Genomic DNA, 17,684 nt, shown 5'->3' with positions numbered 1-17,684 from the left:
AGACATAAGAAAACTTTATCCACGAGCTGACCCCATGAACCTGAAGTTTCTCGAGACCTTCGTCTGGGTCGCCCGACTCAAAAGTTTTCGCCTGACCGCCGACAAGCTCTTCACCACCCAGGCGTCGATTTCCAGCCGCATCGCCGTGCTCGAAGGCGAACTCGGGGTGAAGCTGTTCCTGCGCGATTCACGCGGCGTGAGCCTGACGCCCGAAGGCTTGAAAGTGCTCGAACATGCCGAGCAGATGATGGACACCATGCAAGCGCTCAAGCAGTCGATAGAGACCCGCTCCAGCAAGGTCGGCCGGGTGCGCATCGGCGTGATGGACACGGTGATTCATACCTGGCTGAGCCCGTTGGTGGCGCAGATGACGGATCACTATCCACTGGTGGAAATCGAGCTGGTGGCCGATACCTCGCTCAACCTCTGCGATCAGCTGCAAAAAGGCTTCCTCGACCTGATCCTGCAAACCGACCTGCTGCGTCAGGAGAGCGTGCGCAGCCTGGAGCTGGCCAGTCACCCGATGGGCTGGATCGCTGCCAGCAATTCGATCTACAACCGCGAGTATTCCAGCGTGGCCGATCTGGCGCGGGAGCGGATCATTACCTACTCGAAAAACTCACACCCGCATCAAGAGGTGCTCGCGTTGATGCAGGCCAATGGCGTCATGACGCCACGGCTGAACTGCGTGAATTCGGTGTCGGCGATTACCCGGCTGCTGCGGGACGGTTTCGGCATTGGCGCGTTGCCACCGGTGCTGGTGGCCGAGGAGCTGGCGCGCGGCGAATTGACCTTGCTGGCCATCGATCAACGGCCACCGGATTTACAAGTGGTGGTGTCCTGGCGGACCGGGGCGGAATGGGTCGAGGAGATTGTCGCGCTGTGTCAGCAGGTGTTGGCGGGGTATGCGCGCAAGGTCGGCGAAAACTACATCGTCCTTGCGCGCTGATCACTTACAACCCGCGTAAATCCCGCTCTTCAATCGGCCGGCTCTGGCGCAGGCGCTTGCCGCCCAGTACCACCCAGTCGATCAGCCGGAACAGGCATTCAATCCCGAACGACAGCAGCAACGCGCCGCTCATGCCCCAGATCATCGCTTCCGGTGTCAGCAGGATCTGGTAGCTGTAGCCGTTCCAGGTTTCCTTGCGGATATCCGGGTCGGCGGCCAGTACAACCTGCAGGAAGCGGATGTACCACGGGCCTTGCATGGCCTGGAATTGTTTATCGAGGGCCAGTTGACGGGTGAGCAGGTTGCTCAGGCTGTCGGCATCGCTGCGGAAAACCGGGTCTTCGCTGGCGCGGTAGTGGGCGACCAGGGCCTGCATGTCACCCTTGAAGAATTGAATGGCGGTGCCCTGAAAACCGCTCAAGCCGGTCTGCGCCTCAATCAGGTGCGCTTCGACCCGCTTGGCGTAGTCGTTGATGAACCCCGGCACCTGGACGCCGATCAACAGGCCCGCCGCGAACAACACCAGCCGTAGATAACTGAGCAACATGGGGGAGAATCCTTATTCGGTCTTGCCCTGGCTGACGCATTCACCGCGTCGCCAGAGGCTCCATTGGCCCGGTTCGTAGCGGGTCCAGGTTTCGTTTTCGGTCAGGGGTTCGGTGGCGATCACCGTGACCACGTCGTTGGGCGTGGTTTCGGCCTGGAAATCGACGATCACGTCGACATCCTTCAAGCGCGCCGGGCCGAACGGTGCGCGACGGGTAATCTGCGCCAGCTTGGTCGAGCAATAACAGAACAGCCAGTCACCGTCGCTGAGCAGGCAGTTGAACACGCCTTTGCTACGGTATTCGGCGCACGCGGCTACCAAATCCGGCAGCAGTGTTTCGATCTCTACCGGTTCCGGGAACGCCGCGCGTACGCGGTTGAGCAGATCGCAGAACGCCGCTTCACTGTCGGTATCGCCGACCGGGCGATAAAAGCTGGTGATCGGCTGAAAGTCCGCCAGTTGGCCGTTGTGGGCGAAACACCAGTTGCGCCCCCACAGTTCGCGCACGAACGGATGGGTGTTGGACAGGCAGACCTTGCCGACGTTGGCCTGGCGGATATGGCCGATGACCACTTCGCTCTTGATCGGATAGCGTTGCACCAGGTTGGCGACTTCAGACTCGCTGCTCGCCGCCGGGTCCTGGAACAGGCGCAGGCCGCGGCCTTCATAAAAGGCGATGCCCCAACCGTCACGGTGCGGGCCGGTGCGGCCGCCGCGCTGCATCAGCCCGGTAAAGCTGAACACGATATCGGTCGGCACATTGGCGCTCATGCCCAATAACTCACACATGCTCGGACTCTCTGTAAGGCAGGGGCAAGGTTACAAACGCGGTTCGACGCGCATACGCTGAGGGTTGCTCGGGACCGGCGGACGACCGTAACGGTCATCACCGGCACCGCCGAAAGGATGATCGTCGTCAGGGTCGTCGGCCCGGGCCGCAGCCTTGGCGGCCGCCGTGCGTTCCTTGCGAGCGTTGGAAGCGCGTTCGATCGGGAAACGGATCGCCACGAACACCAGGTAAATACCGAAGGCGATCATGCCGTACATGAACAGGTCGGAGACCGCCCGCCAGGCATTGTTGCCAACCTTGAACGCGAGATCGAGGGTGGTAATGGCGATGGCCGGTGCGACTTTTTCCTTCACCGGATCGATGATCGTCGGGCTGAACAGCAATACAGCGACCAGCAGCCGCAGGGGCTCGCGCAACCAGCGCCACATCCAGCGGGTCATGCGCATCCACACCAACAGGCAGCCTAAAGCGGCGAAGGCGTAAAGGCCCCAAGCGATCAGATAGTCGTTCTCGGTCATGGTGTCCATGGCAAGGCAGGCAAAGAGGCGCTTATAGTAACGACTTTTCGCACATCAGGCTTGCCCCAATGCCGGCCGGCTATGCACAAACCCTGTGGGAGCGGGCTTGCTCGCGAAGGCGTCCTGTCAGCAACATTGATGGCGACTGACACACCGCTTTCGCGAGCAGGGATTTGCGTCATTTGCCTATAGCCTGCGAACCCCTCTATTCCGTACATCGCCCGAGAGCCCTTCATGCCCCAATCCGCCAACATCACCAGCGCCCCGATTGCCCACAAGGCTGAAGGTTCTGACCCGTATGCCTGGCTGCAGGAACGTGACACCGACGTGGTGCTCGATTACCTCAAGGCTGAAAACCGCTATCTAGAGGCGCAAACCGCCGATCAGGCCGGCCTGCGCGAAACCCTGTTCGAAGAGATCAAGGGCCGGATTCTCGAAACCGACCTGTCGCTGCCCTCCCCGTGGGGCCCATACCTGTATTACACGCGCACCACCGCCGGCGACGAATACGCCCGTCACTACCGCTGCCCGCGCCCGGCGGATGACAGCCTGCAACTCGACGAAAGCCAGGAACAGCTGCTGTTGGACCCGAACGAACTGGCCAACGGCGGTTTCTTTTCCCTCGGCGCGTTCAGCATCAGCCCGGACCACCAGCGCCTGGCCTACAGCCTCGACACCACGGGCGATGAGATTTACACGCTGTTCGTGAAGGAATTATCCAGCGGCCGCGTCAGCGAACTGGAATTCGCCGACTGCGACGGCAGCATGACCTGGGCCAACGACAGCCTGACGCTGTTTTTCGGCGAACTGGACGACACCCATCGCCCGCACAAGCTGTTCCGCTATCGACTGGACGGCACGGCGGCCGAAGAAGTGTTCCATGAGCCGGATGGCCGTTTCTTCATGCATTGCTACCGCTCAAGCTCGGAGCAGCAATTGCTGCTGGCGCTGGGCAGCAAGACCACCAGCGAAGTCTGGGTGCTCGACGCGTTCCAGCCGCAACAGGCGTTTACCTGCGTGGCGCCACGGGTCGAAGACCACGAGTACGACGTCGACCACGGCGCCCTCGACGGCGAGTGGACCTGGTTCATTCGCACCAACCGCGACGGCATCAACTTTGCCCTGTACACGGCCGTCGATACCGGCGTCGCGCCGACCGAAGCCGACTGGCAGAACCTGATCCCCCACAGCGACACCACGATGATCGACGGCATGAGCCTCAACGCCGGCGCCCTGACGCTGAGCCTGCGGGTCGGCGGCTTGCCGATCATCGAGGTTCACCCGCAAGACCTGCCGAGCTACCGCGTGCAATTGCCGGATGCGGCCTACAGCCTGCACGTGCAAAACAGCCTGGAGTTCGTCAGCGAGCGGATCCGCTTGCGCTATGAAGCATTGAACCGTCCGGCACAAATCCGCCAACTGGACCTGGTCAGCGGCGAACAGAAAGTGCTCAAGGAAACCCCGGTGCTCGGCCCGTTCGACGCCGACGCCTATGTCAGCCAGCGTCTTTGGGCGACCGCACCGGACGGTACGCAAGTGCCAATCAGCCTGGTGGTCAAGCGCGAAGCCCTCGGCAAGCCGACCCCCCTTTATCTATACGGCTACGGCGCCTACGGCGAAAGCCTCGACCCGTGGTTCTCCCACGCGCGCCTGAGCCTGCTGGACCGAGGCGTGGCGTTTGCCATTGCGCACGTGCGCGGCGGCGGCGAATTGGGTGAAGCCTGGTATCGCGCTGGCAAACAGGAACACAAGCACAACACCTTCAGCGACTTCATCGCCTGCGCCGAGCACCTGATCGCCAACGGTTTCACCACCTCACAGCAATTGGCGATCAGCGGTGGCAGTGCCGGCGGGTTGTTGATCGGTGCGGTGCTTAACATGCGGCCGGAGTTGTTCGGCGCGGCGATTGCCGAAGTGCCGTTCGTCGATGTGTTGAACACGATGCTCGACCCGGACCTGCCGCTGACCGTCACGGAATACGACGAGTGGGGCAATCCTGAAGAGCCGGACGTTTATGATCGGATCAAGGCCTACGCCCCGTACGAAAACGTCACCGCGCAGGCGTATCCGGCGACGCTGGTAATCGCCGGCTACAACGACAGTCGCGTGCAGTACTGGGAAGCGGCGAAGTGGGTAGCGAAATTGCGCGCGACCAAAACCGATACCCATCAACTGCTGCTCAAGACCGAATTGGGCGCCGGGCATGGCGGAATGAGTGGCCGTTATCAGGGATTGCGTGACGTAGCACTCGAATACGCATTTGTTTTCGGGGTTTTGGGCATTGCCTGAGGAACTTGGCTCGGTGATTCGGTCTTAACACCAGAACGCCGAGCCTGCCCTTGTAGGAGCGAGCGGGCGGCGTTCCGACTTGCCCGCGAAGAGGCCGTAACATTCAACATCTATGTTGGCTGTGATAATGCCTTCGCGGGCAAGCCTCGCTCCTACTGGGGAACTCGTATGATCCGGAACCGCTACAGACACAAGAAAAAGACCGTGACGACATGTCAGAACCGACCTTACTGAACAACGAAATCCGCGACTGGCTGATGGACTGTGGCCTGTTCGATCAACTGCTGCCCGCCGACTTCGCAGCCGCCTCGGGCTACTTCAGCATCAGCACGGTGGCCGAGGGCGAAGAGATCTTCCGCGAAGGCGATGCCGGCAGTTTCATGTGCATCATCCATACCGGCCAGGTCGCGGTACAAAAAACCAACAGCGACGGACAACGGGTGACCATGGCCACGCTGCGCAGCGGTCGGGCGTTCGGCGAAATGGCCGTGCTCGATGGCGAACGGCGCTCCGCCAGTTGCGTAGCCGCGAGCAATTGCCAGCTGCTGAACCTGGGCAAGGATTCCCTGGAAAAGATGCTCAACGACGCGCCGAAAATCGCCGCCAAGATCATCCGCGCCCTCGCCGTCTCCCTGTCCAAACGCCTGCGCATGGCCGACGGCCAGCTACTCTCGCAGCAGGTTTAACCGCCCGGCGACTTGATCTTCGTGCGGTTCTGCTCAAGCCCCGGCAAGGGCTGATCCTTGGGCGGGCTGGGCACGATGATCGGCGGCAACAGCGGCGGCCCGCCACTGCCAGGCCCGACTTTGGGCACACTGTTGGGGGTGATCTGCGGGTACGGCGTCGGCGTTGCCGTACCGGGCGAACCGGGCAGCGGCGACGGGCTGGTCGGAATGGTTTGCAGCTCTTGGGCCTGCACTGCAGTTATCGAGAGCGCGGCCAAGGCAATGACCGTTAGAATGGTGCGCTTCATCAATGGCTCCGTTAGCCTTGTTGTCTGTTTGCAGGCTACTCCCAACTGCGTTCGTTTGCCTCCCCCATGCCCTTCCTCCTCAAGAGATCCCCATGAAACGTTTCGTTCTGCTCGACACCGCGCCTATCCCTGAAAACGGCGGTGCCCTGTGCCTGTTCGAATACGGAGAGGATTTCGTCATCAAGATCCAGGGCGGCGACGGCGGACAATTGATGAATACGCGCATGCACGGTTCCGAAGATGCGCTGGCCGAGATCCCCTGCCGCAAGGTCGCCGGACGGCCGAATTCACGGGTATTGATCGGTGGCCTGGGCATGGGCTTTACCCTCGCCTCGGCCCTCAAGCATCTGGGCAAGAGCGCTGAAGTGGTGGTCGCCGAACTGGTACCGGGCGTGGTCGAGTGGAATCGCGGGCCGCTGGGCGAGAAAGCCGGGAACCCGCTGCTGGATAAACGCACGGTGATTCGCATGGAAGACGTGGCGAACGTGCTGCAGGCCGAACCGCAAGGTTTCGATGCGATCATGCTCGACGTCGACAACGGTCCCGAAGGCCTGACCCAGCGAGCCAACAGCTGGCTCTATTCCGCGGGCGGCCTGAGCGCCTGCGCCAAAGCCCTGCGCCCAAAAGGCGTGCTGGCCGTCTGGTCGGCCAGCGCCGACAAGCAGTTTTCCGACAAACTGAAGAAGGCGGGCTTCAAGGCCGAGGAAGTCCAGGTCTTCGCCCACGGCAACAAGGGCACCCGCCACACCATCTGGATTGCCGAGAAGCTCAAGGGCTAGGCTAAACTTACGTCATAACCGTCATTAGTCTTTTACAAAGGTGAACCCATGAGTTCGTCAACACCGACCAACACCTCGAAGCTGGACCGCATCCTCGCCGACAACCAGCGCGACAAGGAAATGGGTTACCGCGACAAAGCCTTGAAGATGTACCCGCACGTGTGCGGCCGCTGCGCCCGTGAGTTTTCCGGCAAGCGCCTGAGCGAACTGACCGTGCACCACCGCGACCACAACCACGACAACAACCCGCAGGATGGTTCGAACTGGGAATTGTTGTGCCTGTATTGCCACGACAACGAACACTCGCGGTATACCGACCAGCAATATTTCGGTGAGGGCTCGTTGAGCACGCCGAAGATTGCCAAGGCGACGCATAACCCGTTTGCGGCGTTGGCCGGGTTGATGAAGAAAGACGACTGAATATCTTCATTGCCTGACCCGGCCCCATCGCTAGCAGGCTAGCTCCCACAGGGGATCTTCTGTGCACATAAGTGTTTGTGAACACCCAAGATCCAATGTGGGAGCTAGCCTGCTAGCGATAGCAATTGTTCAGGCACCACCAATCTCAAACCAGACACCCCCTCCCCCAATCCCCGTATAATCGCCGTTTTTTCCCCGAAGGCACCCCGCTCGTGGCAGACAAACGGTACAGCTGCATTGGTTTGTTCAACCCAAAATCACCGGAAAACGTCGGCTCGGTCATGCGCGCCGCCGGCTGCTACAACGTGGCGTCCGTGTTCTACACCGGCAAGCGCTATGACCGCGCCGCCGACTTCGTCACCGACACCAAGCGCGTTCACTACGACATTCCGCTGATCGGCATCGACGACCTGAAAAAAATCCTGCCGCTGGGCTGCGTGCCGGTGGCCGTGGAACTGGTCGACGGCGCCCGTTCGCTGCCGGAATACACCCACCCGGATCGCGCGCTGTACATCTTTGGCCCGGAAGACGGCTCGCTGGATAAAGAGATTCGCGACTGGTGCGAAGACGTGGTCTACATCCCGACCACCGGTTGCATGAACCTTGCGGCCACCGTCAACGTCGTGCTGTACGACCGCATGGCCAAGGGCCTGAACACCCGCTCCGGGCCGAAATTCCGCTGAACCGACGCACATCCGATGGAACAAGCCGCCCGCCTCGGCAGTCAGCTTAATTATCTATTCTTGAAGCAGTCCTTCCAGCAGGAGACAGATCATGAGCGAACTCAAACGCGTGGAGCGCATCGAGTCCACCCCGTTCCAGAGTCCTTCCGAGCATAACGTCCACGGCTGGGAACGCGCAGGCTCCGTCGCCGGCGGTCTGGTGATGGTGGGCAAAGGCCTGCGTCGCGGCGGTATTTTCGGATTGATCCAGGTGGCGATCGGTGGCGTGGCGCTGGCCCGTGGCATCACTGGCCACAGTTCGGCCAAGAGCCTGTTGGAGAAGAGCCGTCAGGACATGAACAACGTGCGGGCGAAAATCGAGCGCGCCGGGGAAGACCTGGCTCGGTTGAAGGCGAATGCCGAGGCGGCGACCAAAACTGCCAGCGTGACCGGGAATGAGTCGTTGAAGTCGCCGAAAGCCGGGGTTTGATCCGAAATATCCGTTGAGGCTTGTGGCCTCTTCGCTAGCAGGCTAGCTCCCACATTGGTCCCGTGTAACGACGAAGCCCCAGTGTGGGAGCTAGCCTGCTAGCGATAGCGGTGTCACTGAATCAAATCGTTATCGAGGACTTTCGAGGACTCGCCAATAACGCTCTCGGCCAGTTGGACGAATTCCTTGGTATCCACACTCTCCAAGTGCATCGCCCCGCGCAACACATCATCGAGCGAGCGCTTGTTGCGGGTCTTGATACGGATCTCCTGATCCAGTTCACTCAGCAATAGAACCGCTTTGCCAATCTGCGCCGGGCTGATCTGCTCGCCCCGCAACGTCGTGACCTTCTGGCTATCCTTGGCCAACTTCTTGTGCAAACTTTCATACCGCTCATCACTCATGCCACCGGCGCGGCGCACCAGTTCGATGGCGTAATACTCGGCAAAGCCTTCGCTGATCCAGTCGCTGCGCTGCTTGTCGTTGATCCGCCCGAACACTTGGGCCAGTTCACGCACCAGTGCGCTGCTGCCACTTTCGCTGACCAGTGGCAGACGCGAATTCAGATAGATCGACTCTCGCGCCGCCAGACTGCCGCGCCACATCGGGTCGTTGGCGCCGACGATCAGCAATTTGGCGGGATGACGCGGAAACACAGCCTGCACTTGCGGCCAGACGAACGTCAGCAGGGTCAGCACGTCCATGCGGCGCATGCCCTGGCCCTGAGGCGAGGCGACGGTGACTTCGGTTTCCCCAAGCCGGGTGCGACGGCTGCCGAGGTGACCGGCGAGCATCCAGCCAGTTGGCCGGTCGAACAGGCGCGAGACGTTGTCGATGCGGAATTTGTTCTTGCCGATCCGCGGCCAGGCGGTTTCGACGCTTTTCCATCCGCTGGGCAATTCGAATTCAAGGCGTGACACCAATTCGATGCCGTCCTGCTGATCGAGTCTGGCGGCCGGTACCAGGTCGTCGCCGCGCATCAGCGCCCAGGTTGGGGTCATGCGTGTGTCGAAACTGCCGCTCTTGCGGCCGTGGCTGATGCGCACGCGGTAGGTCAGGCTGGCCTTGTCGGCCGCCGGTCGCCAGACACCCCGGGCCTCTTTGCCCGGCGTGAGTTGCCATTGGCCGTCGGCCTTGAAGTCGCTGTAATGGCTGCCGTCGCCGAGGTCGAAATCCAGACTGCGCACCGCCGAACCCTGGGCCAGCGTCAGGCGCACTTCAGCCTGATCGCTTTGCGGCAACAGGCGCACGTGGTAATCCAGATCGACTTTCTTCGCCGCCCACACCGACGAACTCAGGGCCAGCAGCCCAACGGCCAACGCCAGCCGCAATCCCACAGCCATACACACTCCCTTGTAAAACTAACCTGCGCGGAAAATCAGATGGTCTTCCCAATCGTCCTCGGGCACGCTGCCTTCGGCGAGCATGCGCCCGGACTGGGAAATACGTTCGTGATGCACGGCATCGCGATCACCGCACACCAGATGGTGCCAGAGTGGCAAATCCTTGCCCTCGCTGACCAGGCGATAACCGCAGGTCGGCGGCAGCCATTTGAACTCATCGGCCTTGCCCGGTGTGAGCTGAATGCAGTCCGGCACGAATTCACGACGGTTGGGGTAATCGCTGCACTGGCAGGTTTTCAGGTCCAGCAGTTTGCAGGCGATGCGCGTGTAATAAACGCTGTTGTCGTCTTCATCCTCAAGCTTTTGCAGGCAGCACAGGCCACAACCGTCGCACAGCGATTCCCATTCCTCTTGATCGAGTTGATCGAGGGTTTTGCGTATCCAGAACGGTTCGACTTTGGCGGCCATGGCTCAAGCATCAACATCAGGTGGTGAAAAGGCCGCCAGTCTAGTGCCAAGGCCGTTGCGGGCCAAGCATTGGCGACTGCCGGTAGAACGCGCTTGTCAGTTTTTGCGCTGCCCAGTAGGGTTTCGCGTCGCCCCTCACTTTCAAACGTAGCAAGGAATTTATTGATGAGTGCCAATCCACGCGTTGCCGATTATGCCATCCACCCTCAATTCACTGATCGCTGGTCGCCCCGCGCCTTCACCGGCGAGGCCATCTCCGAGGAAACCCTGCTGAGCTTCTTTGAAGCCGCACGCTGGGCACCATCGGCCTACAACTCGCAGCCTTGGCGGTTTCTCTACGCGCGCCGCGATACGCCGAACTGGGAGCGTTACCTGGGCCTGCTGAACGAGTTCAACCGCAGCTGGGCGCAACACGCCTCGGCGCTGGTAATCGTGATCTCGAAAACCACCTTCACAGCACCCGGCGCCACTGAAGAAACCCCGGCGCTGTGGCACACCTTCGACACCGGTTCTGCCTGGGGCCATCTGGCGCTGCAAGCGAGCCTCAGCGGCTGGCACACTCACGGCATGGCCGGTTTCGATCAGGAACTGACCCGCAAGGAGCTGAACATTCCTGAAGGTTACGCACTGCACGCGGCAGTGGCGGTGGGCAAGCTGGGGGACAAGGCGACGCTGGCGGATTACCTGCAAGCCCGCGAAGAGCCAAGCCCGCGTCGTCCGTTGAGCGAGTTGGCGGCTGAAGGCGACTTCACCCTCTAAGCCACAACATAGAACCAAATGTGGGAGCGAGCCTGCTCGCGATAGCGGTGTGTCAGTCAATATTTACGGAGACTGTCACACCGCTATCGCCGGCAAGCCGGTCTCGCTCCCACAGTTATTTGCACACCATTCAAGTCCAGCGATGGGCTCAATACCCGCGATTGAAATCCACTTCGCCGCGCAACGCTTCGCCCGCCTGATACGCCCGCAAATTCTCGACAAACAACTTCACCATCATCGTCGGCGACGTTGGTGCGGAGCTATGGCCGGTCAACAGCAGGCCCCAGGCCGTCCAGAACGGATGACGTTGCGGCAGCGGCTCCTGACGGCAGACGTCGATCACCGCGCCCGCCAGATGCCCTTCCTTCAAGGCTTCCACCAGATCCGCATCGACCACCGCCACGCCGCGCCCGACGTTGATGAACAACCCGGTCGGCTTGAATTGCTTGAACAGCGCCGCGTTGTACAGGTCGTGGGTGCTCGGGGTGTTCGGCAGCAGATTGATCACGTAATCCACTTCACCGACCAGGCGCGGCAAGTCCGCCAGCGCTCCCACTTCGACAAACGGTGCCTGCTCGCGGGCTTCGCTGGCGATGCCATACAACTCGACGCCAAACGGCAGCAGGAACTGCGCGACGGTCTGGCCGATATCACCGGTGCCGACGATCAAGACCTTGCGCCCCGCCAGGCTTTGGCCCTGACGGCTGTCCCATTTGCGCTCGACCTGACTGACCAGCCGCGGCAGCACTTCGCGTTCGTGGCCGAGCATGTAGGTCAGCACGTATTCAGCCATGACCTGACCGAAAATCCCTACAGCGCGAGTCAGGCGATAGTGGCGCGGCAAACCGTCGGCCAGCAGCGGCGTGATCCCGGCCCACGTCGACTGCAACCATTGTGGCTGGTGGCCCTGACGCAACAGAGTGGCCAGGAGGTCCGGCTGACCCAGCCAGATCGGGCAATCGGCAGCCTGACTGGCCAGTTCGGCGGAGTCACCGCTGGTCAGCACTTCCAGATCAGGTGCTGCCTGACGCAACAGTTGGGCATACACAGGGTGGTCGTGTTCAGCAATCAGAACGCGCATGGTTCAAACCTTTCAAAAGCAGTGCAGACGGCCGCCGAGGGAGTGTCGCTCCCTCGTTGCGGCCATCGCCAAAATCATTCCAGTTTTTCATAAAGGCTCTGAACAGAGCCTGTCTGCCGACTACATCGGGTCGTTGCGTCGCAACAACTCTTCCGGCAAGTGTTCGATGTATTCGTCTTCGGCCGGTGGCATTTGCAGGTGATAGCCCTGCTTGTCGAGGTTTTCCAGGACCACGGCGATGTCCTCGCGCGACAGCTTGCGCTCGGGGGTCAGCACCAGATCGAAGGCGTGGATGGCTTTGCCGAAGGCCGCCATCAGTGTTTCGGGCACGCGCTCCAGTGCATCGCTCTTGAGCACATAGAGGTACATTTCGTTTCTTTTCGAGCTGCGGTAGATGGAGCAAATACGTTTCAAGGCTGTTCTCCGGCGGTGGCCAGGCTGTCGAGCAGCGCCTGGCCCATCAATTCGCGGCGCCAGCCACGCAGCGAATCAGGCAATTGGTAAGGACCATTGGGGAAGCCGCTCTTGAGCAGCGCTTCCAGGGTTTTCTTGCGCAGCATCAGTTCCGGCGCGACGTTCAGTCGCTCGGCTTCGGCCTGGCCGAGCGCACGCAACTGTTTGATCAGTGCGGCAGCATCCACCGGCAACGGTTCCGGCACGGCAGGCGGCCATTGATCTGGCGACACACTGCCAGAGCGCTTGATCAGATCAAGCAGAAATTCGCCGTCCTGACGCACGGTACGCGGGTGCATGTCTTCGATTTTCGCCAACGCCCCGAGGTTGTCCGGTTGCGTGCGCGCCAGCGGCCACAGGGAATGTTCACGGATGATGCGATTGCGCGGTAGATCACGGGCGCGAGCCTCGCGCTCACGCCAGGCGCAGAGTTCACGCAAAACGGCGAGCTGAGCGCGAGACAACTTCCAGGCCAGTTTCGCTTCGCGGTAAACCTCATACGGGTCGACTTCACGACGCAGGTTGGCCACCAGCTCGGCGCCATCTTCCAGGACCCAGGCGTACTTGTCGTCAGACAGCTTCGGACGAAGCTGTACGAAAACTTCCGCCAGGTGCAAGGCGTCTTCGGCGGCGTAGCTGATCTGGGTGTCAGACAGCGGGCGTTGCAGCCAATCGGAACGGGTCTCGCCCTTGGGCAGGTCGATGCCGAGCACTTCCTGCACCAACCGCGAATACCCCATGGAGAAACCGAGGTTCAGGTAGGCGGCGGCCAATTGCGTGTCGAACAGCGGCGCCGGCAGACTGCCGGTCAGGCGCAGCAACACTTCGAGGTCTTCGCTGCACGCGTGGACGACTTTGACCACGGCCGGGTTTTCCAGCAACGCGGCCAGGGGTTGCCAGTTGTCGATGGTCAACGGGTCAATCAGGTAAGCGCGTACGCCATCGCCGATCTGCAGCAAACCCGCGATCGGATAAAAGGTGTCGACCCGCATGAATTCGGTGTCGAGGGCAACGTAGGGCAGCTGCTGCCACTCGGCGCAAAACCGGCCGAGGCTATCGTTGTCGCGAATCCAGTGAATATCGATGGCCACACGGCTCTCCCTTGAAGAATGGCGCGCAGTATATATCGCCCCCGGCGATTTCCGCGCCTCCACTGAACAAGAGCTTTAGCGAAAACACCTGCTTGTTAGCAAGAATAGTCTGACGGAGGGAGGTTATCTGGCCTTACGCAGCACGTAGACGCGCATCCGCGTGCAACCGGGCAGGAAATCCTGATGGCTGAGTAAACGGAACCCGGCCTGTTTGAACTCGGCTTCCACCTCGGCCTTACTGGCCAGATGCCGGGCATGAGTGCCTTGTACATCGGGTTGTCGGCCTTTGAAATGAGCTTCGACCCGCACCGCGACAATCACGGTGTCGCGGCTGACCCGGTGGAACTCACCGAGCATGGCCGAGCGATGCTCGGCGCAGGCGATGTGTTGAAACAGTTGCATGCAAAAAATGCAGTCCACCGCATTCGCCGACAAGCCGATGGCGAACGCCGAACTCTGAAAGGTCTTGACCCGCTTCAGCAGCTCTTGCGGATGATGGATCGGGGCGTGATCGAGCATGTCCTGCGACGGATCGGACGCCAGGATCACCCGGTTAGCATGTTCGGCCAGCACCGGCCAGAAACGTCCGGCCCCGCAAGCGACGTCAAGAATCAACCCCGGCTCGCCGGCCACTTTGAGCGCGTTGCGCACCAACTGCTCGTCCCGCCAGAACGCCAGGCGCCCGGCCAGGCCACGCGGACGCGGCTGCATGCAGACGCGGGCGTGTTCCTGGTCATAGCGCCGGGCGAACTCAAGCTCGAAGGCAGATGGGGGTTGAGGGGACATGTGTGATTGCTCTTGTAGGAAAATCTACCGGCCGCAGGTTAGCGGCCGATACGTGAAAAAAAGGTCGTGCCCCTCACTCTTTGGCCAAAACGCCGTCGATCACCGCACCACGGCAGCCGGCAAACAGGTCCAGATCCTGGTTGTAGACCTTACTGTTGACCTCCAGCAGACCGAGCATCGAATGGAACAGATTGTCCTGGCTCAGCGGCTTCTCACGGCTCAATTGCAGGCAGTGGGTGTCCACCGAGAACGACTTTTGATAGCTGTCGGAGAACCAGGCCAGCATCGCAACATGCTTCTGTTGCTCCGGTGCCAGCATGTAAGGCGTACCGTGGAGGAACAGGTTGTATTCGCCCAGGGATTCGCCGTGGTCCGACAGGTAGAGCATCGCGGTATCAACTTTGTCCTGGTTGCTGCGCAACAGATCGATCAGGGTCGACAGCACGTGGTCGGTGTAAACGAGGGTGTTGTCGTAACCATTGACGATACTTTCGCGACTGCAATTATTCAGGGCATTACTTTCACACACCGGCGTAAAGCGTTCGTACTCTTTCGGGTAGCGCTTGAAATACTCCGGGCCATGACTGCCCATCTGGTGCAACACCAATACCGTGTCTTTATCCAGGGTGTCGATGAAGTGCTGCAAACCTTGCAGGAGAATTTCATCGCGGCATTCACTATTGGCGCAGAGCACCGGGTCTTTCAGGTTACTGACATCGTCGAGGGTGACGCGGTCGCACGTGCCTTTGCAGCCTGACTGGTTATCGCGCCATATCACCTCCAGGCCTGCACGCTTGAGCACATCCAGCAGGCCTTCTTCATTCTTGGCCTTGCTCGCGTTGTAGTCCTTGCGGCCCATGTTGGAAAACATGCAGGGCACCGACACGGCCGTTTCAGTACCACAGGAATGCACATCGGTGAACGCAATCAGGCCGGCTTCTTTATCCAGTTTCGGCGTGGTGTCACGGTTGTAACCCAGCACACCGAAGTTTTCGGCCCGGGCACTTTCACCGACCACCAGCACGGTCAGGGATTTGCGGCTGTGCGCTTGCCAGGTCGGATTTCTCTCGGCGTCCTCACCGATTTTAACGAAAGGCTGATGGGCCGAAGCGACTTGCTCACGCAGGTAGCTGAACGAGGCGCCGATGTAGTTACTCGGAACCACCATCAAACGCAATTCATGGTGATTGCGAAACAGTGAGGACAGGCCCTGATAGTTGACCAGTGCGACGCCACCGATCACCGCCACCGACGCAACACTTACCAGTACTTTACTGAGCAACTCACGGTGCCAGCGACGGTAATTAATTGGCGTCTTCCACAACAACCACGAAGGTAAAACCCCGAGCAGAACAATATAAACAAGTAACTTTATCGAGAGTAAGTCACGCACTTCCGTGGCATTGGTTTGCGCAAAGTTACGCAACATGCCGGTGTCGATAAGTGCACCGTATTGCCCCATGAAATACGCCACCCCGGCGCTGATCATGAAGAGTAGGGTCAAGACCGGTTTTAACAGCGGGCGGAACGCCAGCAGGGTCAATACGATGTTGAAAGCAGCCAGAATCATCAAGCCAAAAGCCACACGCATGACGATGCCTTGACCGTCGAACGCGGTGATTTCAAACAAATGTTGCCAGAGCACCAAATTAAAGCCTGTCAATAAAAAGGCACTGGCAATCAACGTCACCCACTCGGGGCGAACGGCTTTGAGTTTCCACATGATAATCGGCTGTTCCTGAAAAGAAGTGCCGTCGGCCAATGTGAAAATTTCATTGACCGCGACAGCACTAATTTTAAGTAGCCAACCATCAATTTTTTGTGAAAAAGAAGCCAACGATTAGTTGGCTTAAGGCGTTTAACTACATCTTGAGATGTATTTGAGAATGGTTCAGGCCTGGTTCAGGTACCAACGCCAATCCTGCTCACCGACTTCGCCCATGAATTGACGATACTCGGCACGCTTCACCGCGAGGTAAACACCCAGAAATTCTCTGCCGAAGGCCTCTCGCGCCCAGCCCGAACCTTCCAGTGCGCGCAAGGTGGTCAGCCAGTCGGTGGGCAACAGTTCCGTGGCCTGGGCGTAACCATTGCCTTCCACGGGCGCCCCCGGGTCCAGTTGTTCGCGAATGCCGCGATGGATACCCGCCAGAATCGCCGCAGCCGCCAGGTACGGGTTGGCGTCGGCGCCGCAAATGCGATGTTCGATGTGCCGCGAGAATGCCGGCCCGCCTGGCACGCGTAGACTTACGGTGCGATTGTCCACGCCCCAGGTGGCCGCCAGCGGCGCGTAACTGTTGGTCTGGAAGCGACGGTAGGAGTTGGCGTTCGGGCAGAACAGCAACAACGAATCGAGCAAAGTGCTGAGCATCCCGCCAACCGCCTGTTTAAGCAGCGGCGTACCGTCTGCGGCTTCGCTGGCGAACAGGTTGTTGCCGTCCTTGTCCGCGAGGCTGACGTGCATATGCATGCCCGTGCCGGCCAGGTCATCGAACGGTTTGGCCATGAAGCACGCGGTCATCCCGTGCTTGTGCGCCACGCCCTTGACCAGGCGCTTGTAGCGCACGGCTTCGTCCATCGCCTGCAAGGCGTCGGTGCGATGCTCAAGGGTGATTTCCACTTGCCCCGGCGCGTACTCGGAAATCGCCGTGCGTGCCGGAATGCCCTGGAGTTTGCAGGCGCTGTAGAGATCCGCCAGAAACGGCTCGATCTGCTCCAGTTCACGCAAGCCGTAGACTTGAGTTGCGCGCGGGCGCCCGCCATCGACATCCCGCGCCGGTTGCGGCCGGCCGTTGCTGTCGCGCTGCTGATCCAGCAGATAGAACTCCAGCTCCGCGGCCATCACCGGGTAATAGCCGTCCGCCTGCAAGCCTTCGATCACCTTCGCCAACAGGTGCCGCGGGTCGGCGATGGTCGCCGGCATGCCCTCCTTCGGGTGCATGCTGACCTGCACCGCCGCCGTCGGAATCAATCGCCATGGCATGCGCGTCAGGCTGCCGCTGATCGGGTAGGCCCGGCAATCGATATCCCCCACGTCCCAGACCAGACCCGAGTTTTCCACGTCATCGCCGTTGATGGTCAGGCCCAGGATAGTGCTTGGCAGGGGGCGACCGCTTTCGTAGACCGCCAGCAGTTCATCGCGATGCAACAACTTGCCCCGTGGCACACCGTTGTTGTCGAGGATGAACAACTCGAACATCTCGATATCCGGATTCTGTTCCAGAAAAGTCAGGGCTTCTTGTTTCGTGGCGAAGGAGGTCGTGGCACAACTCATAGGAATTCTCTT

General features: G+C 60.3%; 20 protein-coding genes. 8 read left to right on the top strand and 12 right to left on the bottom strand.

The features are described from left to right. The first annotated feature begins 34 nt into the window (after window positions 1-34). Window positions 35-949 carry a LysR family transcriptional regulator gene (locus tag K5R88_RS28545; protein WP_008035056.1) on the top strand — a complete coding sequence of 305 codons (915 nt, stop codon included), beginning with the start codon at window positions 35-37 and terminating at the stop codon, window positions 947-949. Window positions 950-953: 4 nt separating this feature from the next. Here the strand turns inward: K5R88_RS28545 and K5R88_RS28540 are convergent, their stop codons facing one another. The 3 genes from K5R88_RS28540 to K5R88_RS28530 are packed head-to-tail and all read right to left on the bottom strand — an operon-like array spanning window position 954 to window position 2,813. Continuing rightward, window positions 954-1,496 carry a DUF2937 family protein gene (locus tag K5R88_RS28540; RefSeq protein ID WP_008035055.1) on the bottom strand — a complete coding sequence of 181 codons (543 nt, stop codon included), beginning with the start codon at window positions 1,494-1,496 and terminating at the stop codon, window positions 954-956. Between the two features lie 12 nt (window positions 1,497-1,508). Continuing rightward, a complete protein-coding gene (locus K5R88_RS28535) occupies window positions 1,509-2,285 on the bottom strand; it encodes a class II glutamine amidotransferase (RefSeq protein WP_008035054.1) in 777 nt (258 codons plus the stop codon). A 30-nt stretch (window positions 2,286-2,315) separates the two neighbouring features. Continuing rightward, complete coding sequence (locus K5R88_RS28530; RefSeq protein WP_008044875.1) at window positions 2,316-2,813, bottom strand: hypothetical protein; 498 nt, start codon at window positions 2,811-2,813, stop codon at window positions 2,316-2,318. 225 nt (window positions 2,814-3,038) lie between these two features. Here K5R88_RS28530 and K5R88_RS28525 point away from each other — a divergent pair, with 225 nt between their 5' ends. After that, window positions 3,039-5,093, top strand: a complete 2,055-nt coding sequence (locus K5R88_RS28525) for a S9 family peptidase (RefSeq protein ID WP_223481877.1) — start codon at window positions 3,039-3,041, stop codon at window positions 5,091-5,093. A gap of 212 nt (window positions 5,094-5,305) precedes the next feature. Next, window positions 5,306-5,779 (top strand): cyclic nucleotide-binding domain-containing protein, encoded by a 474-nt coding sequence (locus K5R88_RS28520; RefSeq protein ID WP_008035048.1) that lies wholly within the window; start codon window positions 5,306-5,308, stop codon window positions 5,777-5,779. Here the strand turns inward: K5R88_RS28520 and K5R88_RS28515 are convergent. Further along, the gene (locus K5R88_RS28515) at window positions 5,776-6,066 is read right to left on the bottom strand and encodes a hypothetical protein (RefSeq protein ID WP_192228708.1); all 291 of its coding nucleotides are present in this window, start codon (window positions 6,064-6,066) and stop codon (window positions 5,776-5,778) included. The genes K5R88_RS28520 and K5R88_RS28515 overlap by 4 nt on opposite strands. Before the next feature lie 92 nt (window positions 6,067-6,158). Here K5R88_RS28515 and K5R88_RS28510 point away from each other — a divergent pair, with 92 nt between their 5' ends. From K5R88_RS28510 to K5R88_RS28495, 4 genes are all read left to right on the top strand, one after another. Then, on the top strand, window positions 6,159-6,845 hold the full coding sequence (locus K5R88_RS28510) for a spermidine synthase (protein WP_008034788.1): 687 nt from the start codon (window positions 6,159-6,161) through the stop codon (window positions 6,843-6,845). 48 nt (window positions 6,846-6,893) lie between these two features. Then, complete coding sequence (locus tag K5R88_RS28505) at window positions 6,894-7,265, top strand: YajD family HNH nuclease (protein WP_008034789.1); 372 nt, start codon at window positions 6,894-6,896, stop codon at window positions 7,263-7,265. A gap of 212 nt (window positions 7,266-7,477) precedes the next feature. Beyond that, window positions 7,478-7,948: an RNA methyltransferase gene (locus tag K5R88_RS28500; protein ID WP_008034973.1), complete on the top strand. Its 471-nt coding sequence runs from the start codon at window positions 7,478-7,480 to the stop codon at window positions 7,946-7,948. 91 nt (window positions 7,949-8,039) lie between these two features. Continuing rightward, window positions 8,040-8,417: a YgaP family membrane protein gene (locus K5R88_RS28495; protein WP_226298777.1), complete on the top strand. Its 378-nt coding sequence runs from the start codon at window positions 8,040-8,042 to the stop codon at window positions 8,415-8,417. 113 nt (window positions 8,418-8,530) lie between these two features. On the opposite strand, the gene K5R88_RS28490 is transcribed toward K5R88_RS28495, so the two are convergent. Together K5R88_RS28490 and K5R88_RS28485 are read right to left on the bottom strand one after the other, a co-directional pair. Further along, complete coding sequence (locus K5R88_RS28490) at window positions 8,531-9,760, bottom strand: hypothetical protein (protein WP_192228706.1); 1,230 nt, start codon at window positions 9,758-9,760, stop codon at window positions 8,531-8,533. 18 nt (window positions 9,761-9,778) lie between these two features. After that, the gene (locus K5R88_RS28485; RefSeq protein ID WP_008034970.1) at window positions 9,779-10,228 is read right to left on the bottom strand and encodes a YcgN family cysteine cluster protein; all 450 of its coding nucleotides are present in this window, start codon (window positions 10,226-10,228) and stop codon (window positions 9,779-9,781) included. A gap of 165 nt (window positions 10,229-10,393) precedes the next feature. Here K5R88_RS28485 and K5R88_RS28480 point away from each other — a divergent pair, with 165 nt between their 5' ends. Next, window positions 10,394-10,987, top strand: a complete 594-nt coding sequence (locus K5R88_RS28480; protein WP_226298776.1) for a nitroreductase family protein — start codon at window positions 10,394-10,396, stop codon at window positions 10,985-10,987. A gap of 148 nt (window positions 10,988-11,135) precedes the next feature. On the opposite strand, the gene K5R88_RS28475 is transcribed toward K5R88_RS28480, so the two are convergent. The 6 genes from K5R88_RS28475 to K5R88_RS28450 all read right to left on the bottom strand — a co-directional run bounded on the left by K5R88_RS28475 (window position 11,136) and on the right by K5R88_RS28450 (window position 17,672). Next, on the bottom strand, window positions 11,136-12,068 hold the full coding sequence (locus K5R88_RS28475; protein WP_008034968.1) for a D-2-hydroxyacid dehydrogenase: 933 nt from the start codon (window positions 12,066-12,068) through the stop codon (window positions 11,136-11,138). 120 nt (window positions 12,069-12,188) lie between these two features. Then, window positions 12,189-12,482 carry a YcgL domain-containing protein gene (locus tag K5R88_RS28470; protein ID WP_192419483.1) on the bottom strand — a complete coding sequence of 98 codons (294 nt, stop codon included), beginning with the start codon at window positions 12,480-12,482 and terminating at the stop codon, window positions 12,189-12,191. Continuing rightward, the gene (rnd, locus tag K5R88_RS28465) at window positions 12,479-13,612 is read right to left on the bottom strand and encodes a ribonuclease D (protein WP_008034962.1); all 1,134 of its coding nucleotides are present in this window, start codon (window positions 13,610-13,612) and stop codon (window positions 12,479-12,481) included. The genes K5R88_RS28470 and rnd overlap by 4 nt, the downstream gene beginning before the upstream one ends. Before the next feature lie 123 nt (window positions 13,613-13,735). Continuing rightward, a complete protein-coding gene (locus tag K5R88_RS28460) occupies window positions 13,736-14,398 on the bottom strand; it encodes a class I SAM-dependent methyltransferase (protein WP_226298775.1) in 663 nt (220 codons plus the stop codon). A gap of 73 nt (window positions 14,399-14,471) precedes the next feature. Then, window positions 14,472-16,121, bottom strand: coding sequence for a phosphoethanolamine transferase (locus K5R88_RS28455; RefSeq protein WP_207286120.1), 1,650 nt, complete (start codon window positions 16,119-16,121; stop codon window positions 14,472-14,474). A gap of 168 nt (window positions 16,122-16,289) precedes the next feature. After that, window positions 16,290-17,672 (bottom strand): glutamine synthetase family protein, encoded by a 1,383-nt coding sequence (locus K5R88_RS28450; protein WP_207286119.1) that lies wholly within the window; start codon window positions 17,670-17,672, stop codon window positions 16,290-16,292. Window positions 17,673-17,684: the final 12 nt, after the last annotated feature.

Origin of the sequence: Pseudomonas sp. MM213 (assembly GCF_020423045.1) — a bacterium.
GTDB classification, from domain to species: domain Bacteria; phylum Pseudomonadota; class Gammaproteobacteria; order Pseudomonadales; family Pseudomonadaceae; genus Aquipseudomonas; species Aquipseudomonas migulae.
Note: the sequence above shows the minus strand (reverse complement) of the source record. Positions and strands in the feature narration are given on the sequence as shown.

Bases quoted from the DNA above. Each gene is read 5' to 3' on its own strand.
- K5R88_RS28505 (WP_008034789.1), top strand. From the start codon at position 6,894: ATGAGTTCGTCAACACCGACCAACACCTCGAAGCTGGACCGCATCCTC.
- K5R88_RS28525 (WP_223481877.1), top strand. From the start codon at position 3,039: ATGCCCCAATCCGCCAACATCACCAGCGCCCCGATTGCCCACAAGGCT.
- K5R88_RS28475 (WP_008034968.1), bottom strand. From the start codon at position 12,068: ATGCGCGTTCTGATTGCTGAACACGACCACCCTGTGTATGCCCAACTG.
- K5R88_RS28545 (WP_008035056.1), top strand. From the start codon at position 35: ATGAACCTGAAGTTTCTCGAGACCTTCGTCTGGGTCGCCCGACTCAAA.
- K5R88_RS28530 (WP_008044875.1), bottom strand. From the start codon at position 2,813: ATGGACACCATGACCGAGAACGACTATCTGATCGCTTGGGGCCTTTAC.
- K5R88_RS28460 (WP_226298775.1), bottom strand. From the start codon at position 14,398: ATGTCCCCTCAACCCCCATCTGCCTTCGAGCTTGAGTTCGCCCGGCGC.
- K5R88_RS28450 (WP_207286119.1), bottom strand. From the start codon at position 17,672: ATGAGTTGTGCCACGACCTCCTTCGCCACGAAACAAGAAGCCCTGACT.
- K5R88_RS28535 (WP_008035054.1), bottom strand. From the start codon at position 2,285: ATGTGTGAGTTATTGGGCATGAGCGCCAATGTGCCGACCGATATCGTG.
- K5R88_RS28490 (WP_192228706.1), bottom strand. From the start codon at position 9,760: ATGGCTGTGGGATTGCGGCTGGCGTTGGCCGTTGGGCTGCTGGCCCTG.
- K5R88_RS28540 (WP_008035055.1), bottom strand. From the start codon at position 1,496: ATGTTGCTCAGTTATCTACGGCTGGTGTTGTTCGCGGCGGGCCTGTTG.
- K5R88_RS28510 (WP_008034788.1), top strand. From the start codon at position 6,159: ATGAAACGTTTCGTTCTGCTCGACACCGCGCCTATCCCTGAAAACGGC.
- K5R88_RS28480 (WP_226298776.1), top strand. From the start codon at position 10,394: ATGAGTGCCAATCCACGCGTTGCCGATTATGCCATCCACCCTCAATTC.
- K5R88_RS28515 (WP_192228708.1), bottom strand. From the start codon at position 6,066: ATGAAGCGCACCATTCTAACGGTCATTGCCTTGGCCGCGCTCTCGATA.
- K5R88_RS28520 (WP_008035048.1), top strand. From the start codon at position 5,306: ATGTCAGAACCGACCTTACTGAACAACGAAATCCGCGACTGGCTGATG.
- K5R88_RS28495 (WP_226298777.1), top strand. From the start codon at position 8,040: ATGAGCGAACTCAAACGCGTGGAGCGCATCGAGTCCACCCCGTTCCAG.
- K5R88_RS28485 (WP_008034970.1), bottom strand. From the start codon at position 10,228: ATGGCCGCCAAAGTCGAACCGTTCTGGATACGCAAAACCCTCGATCAA.
- K5R88_RS28455 (WP_207286120.1), bottom strand. From the start codon at position 16,121: ATGTGGAAACTCAAAGCCGTTCGCCCCGAGTGGGTGACGTTGATTGCC.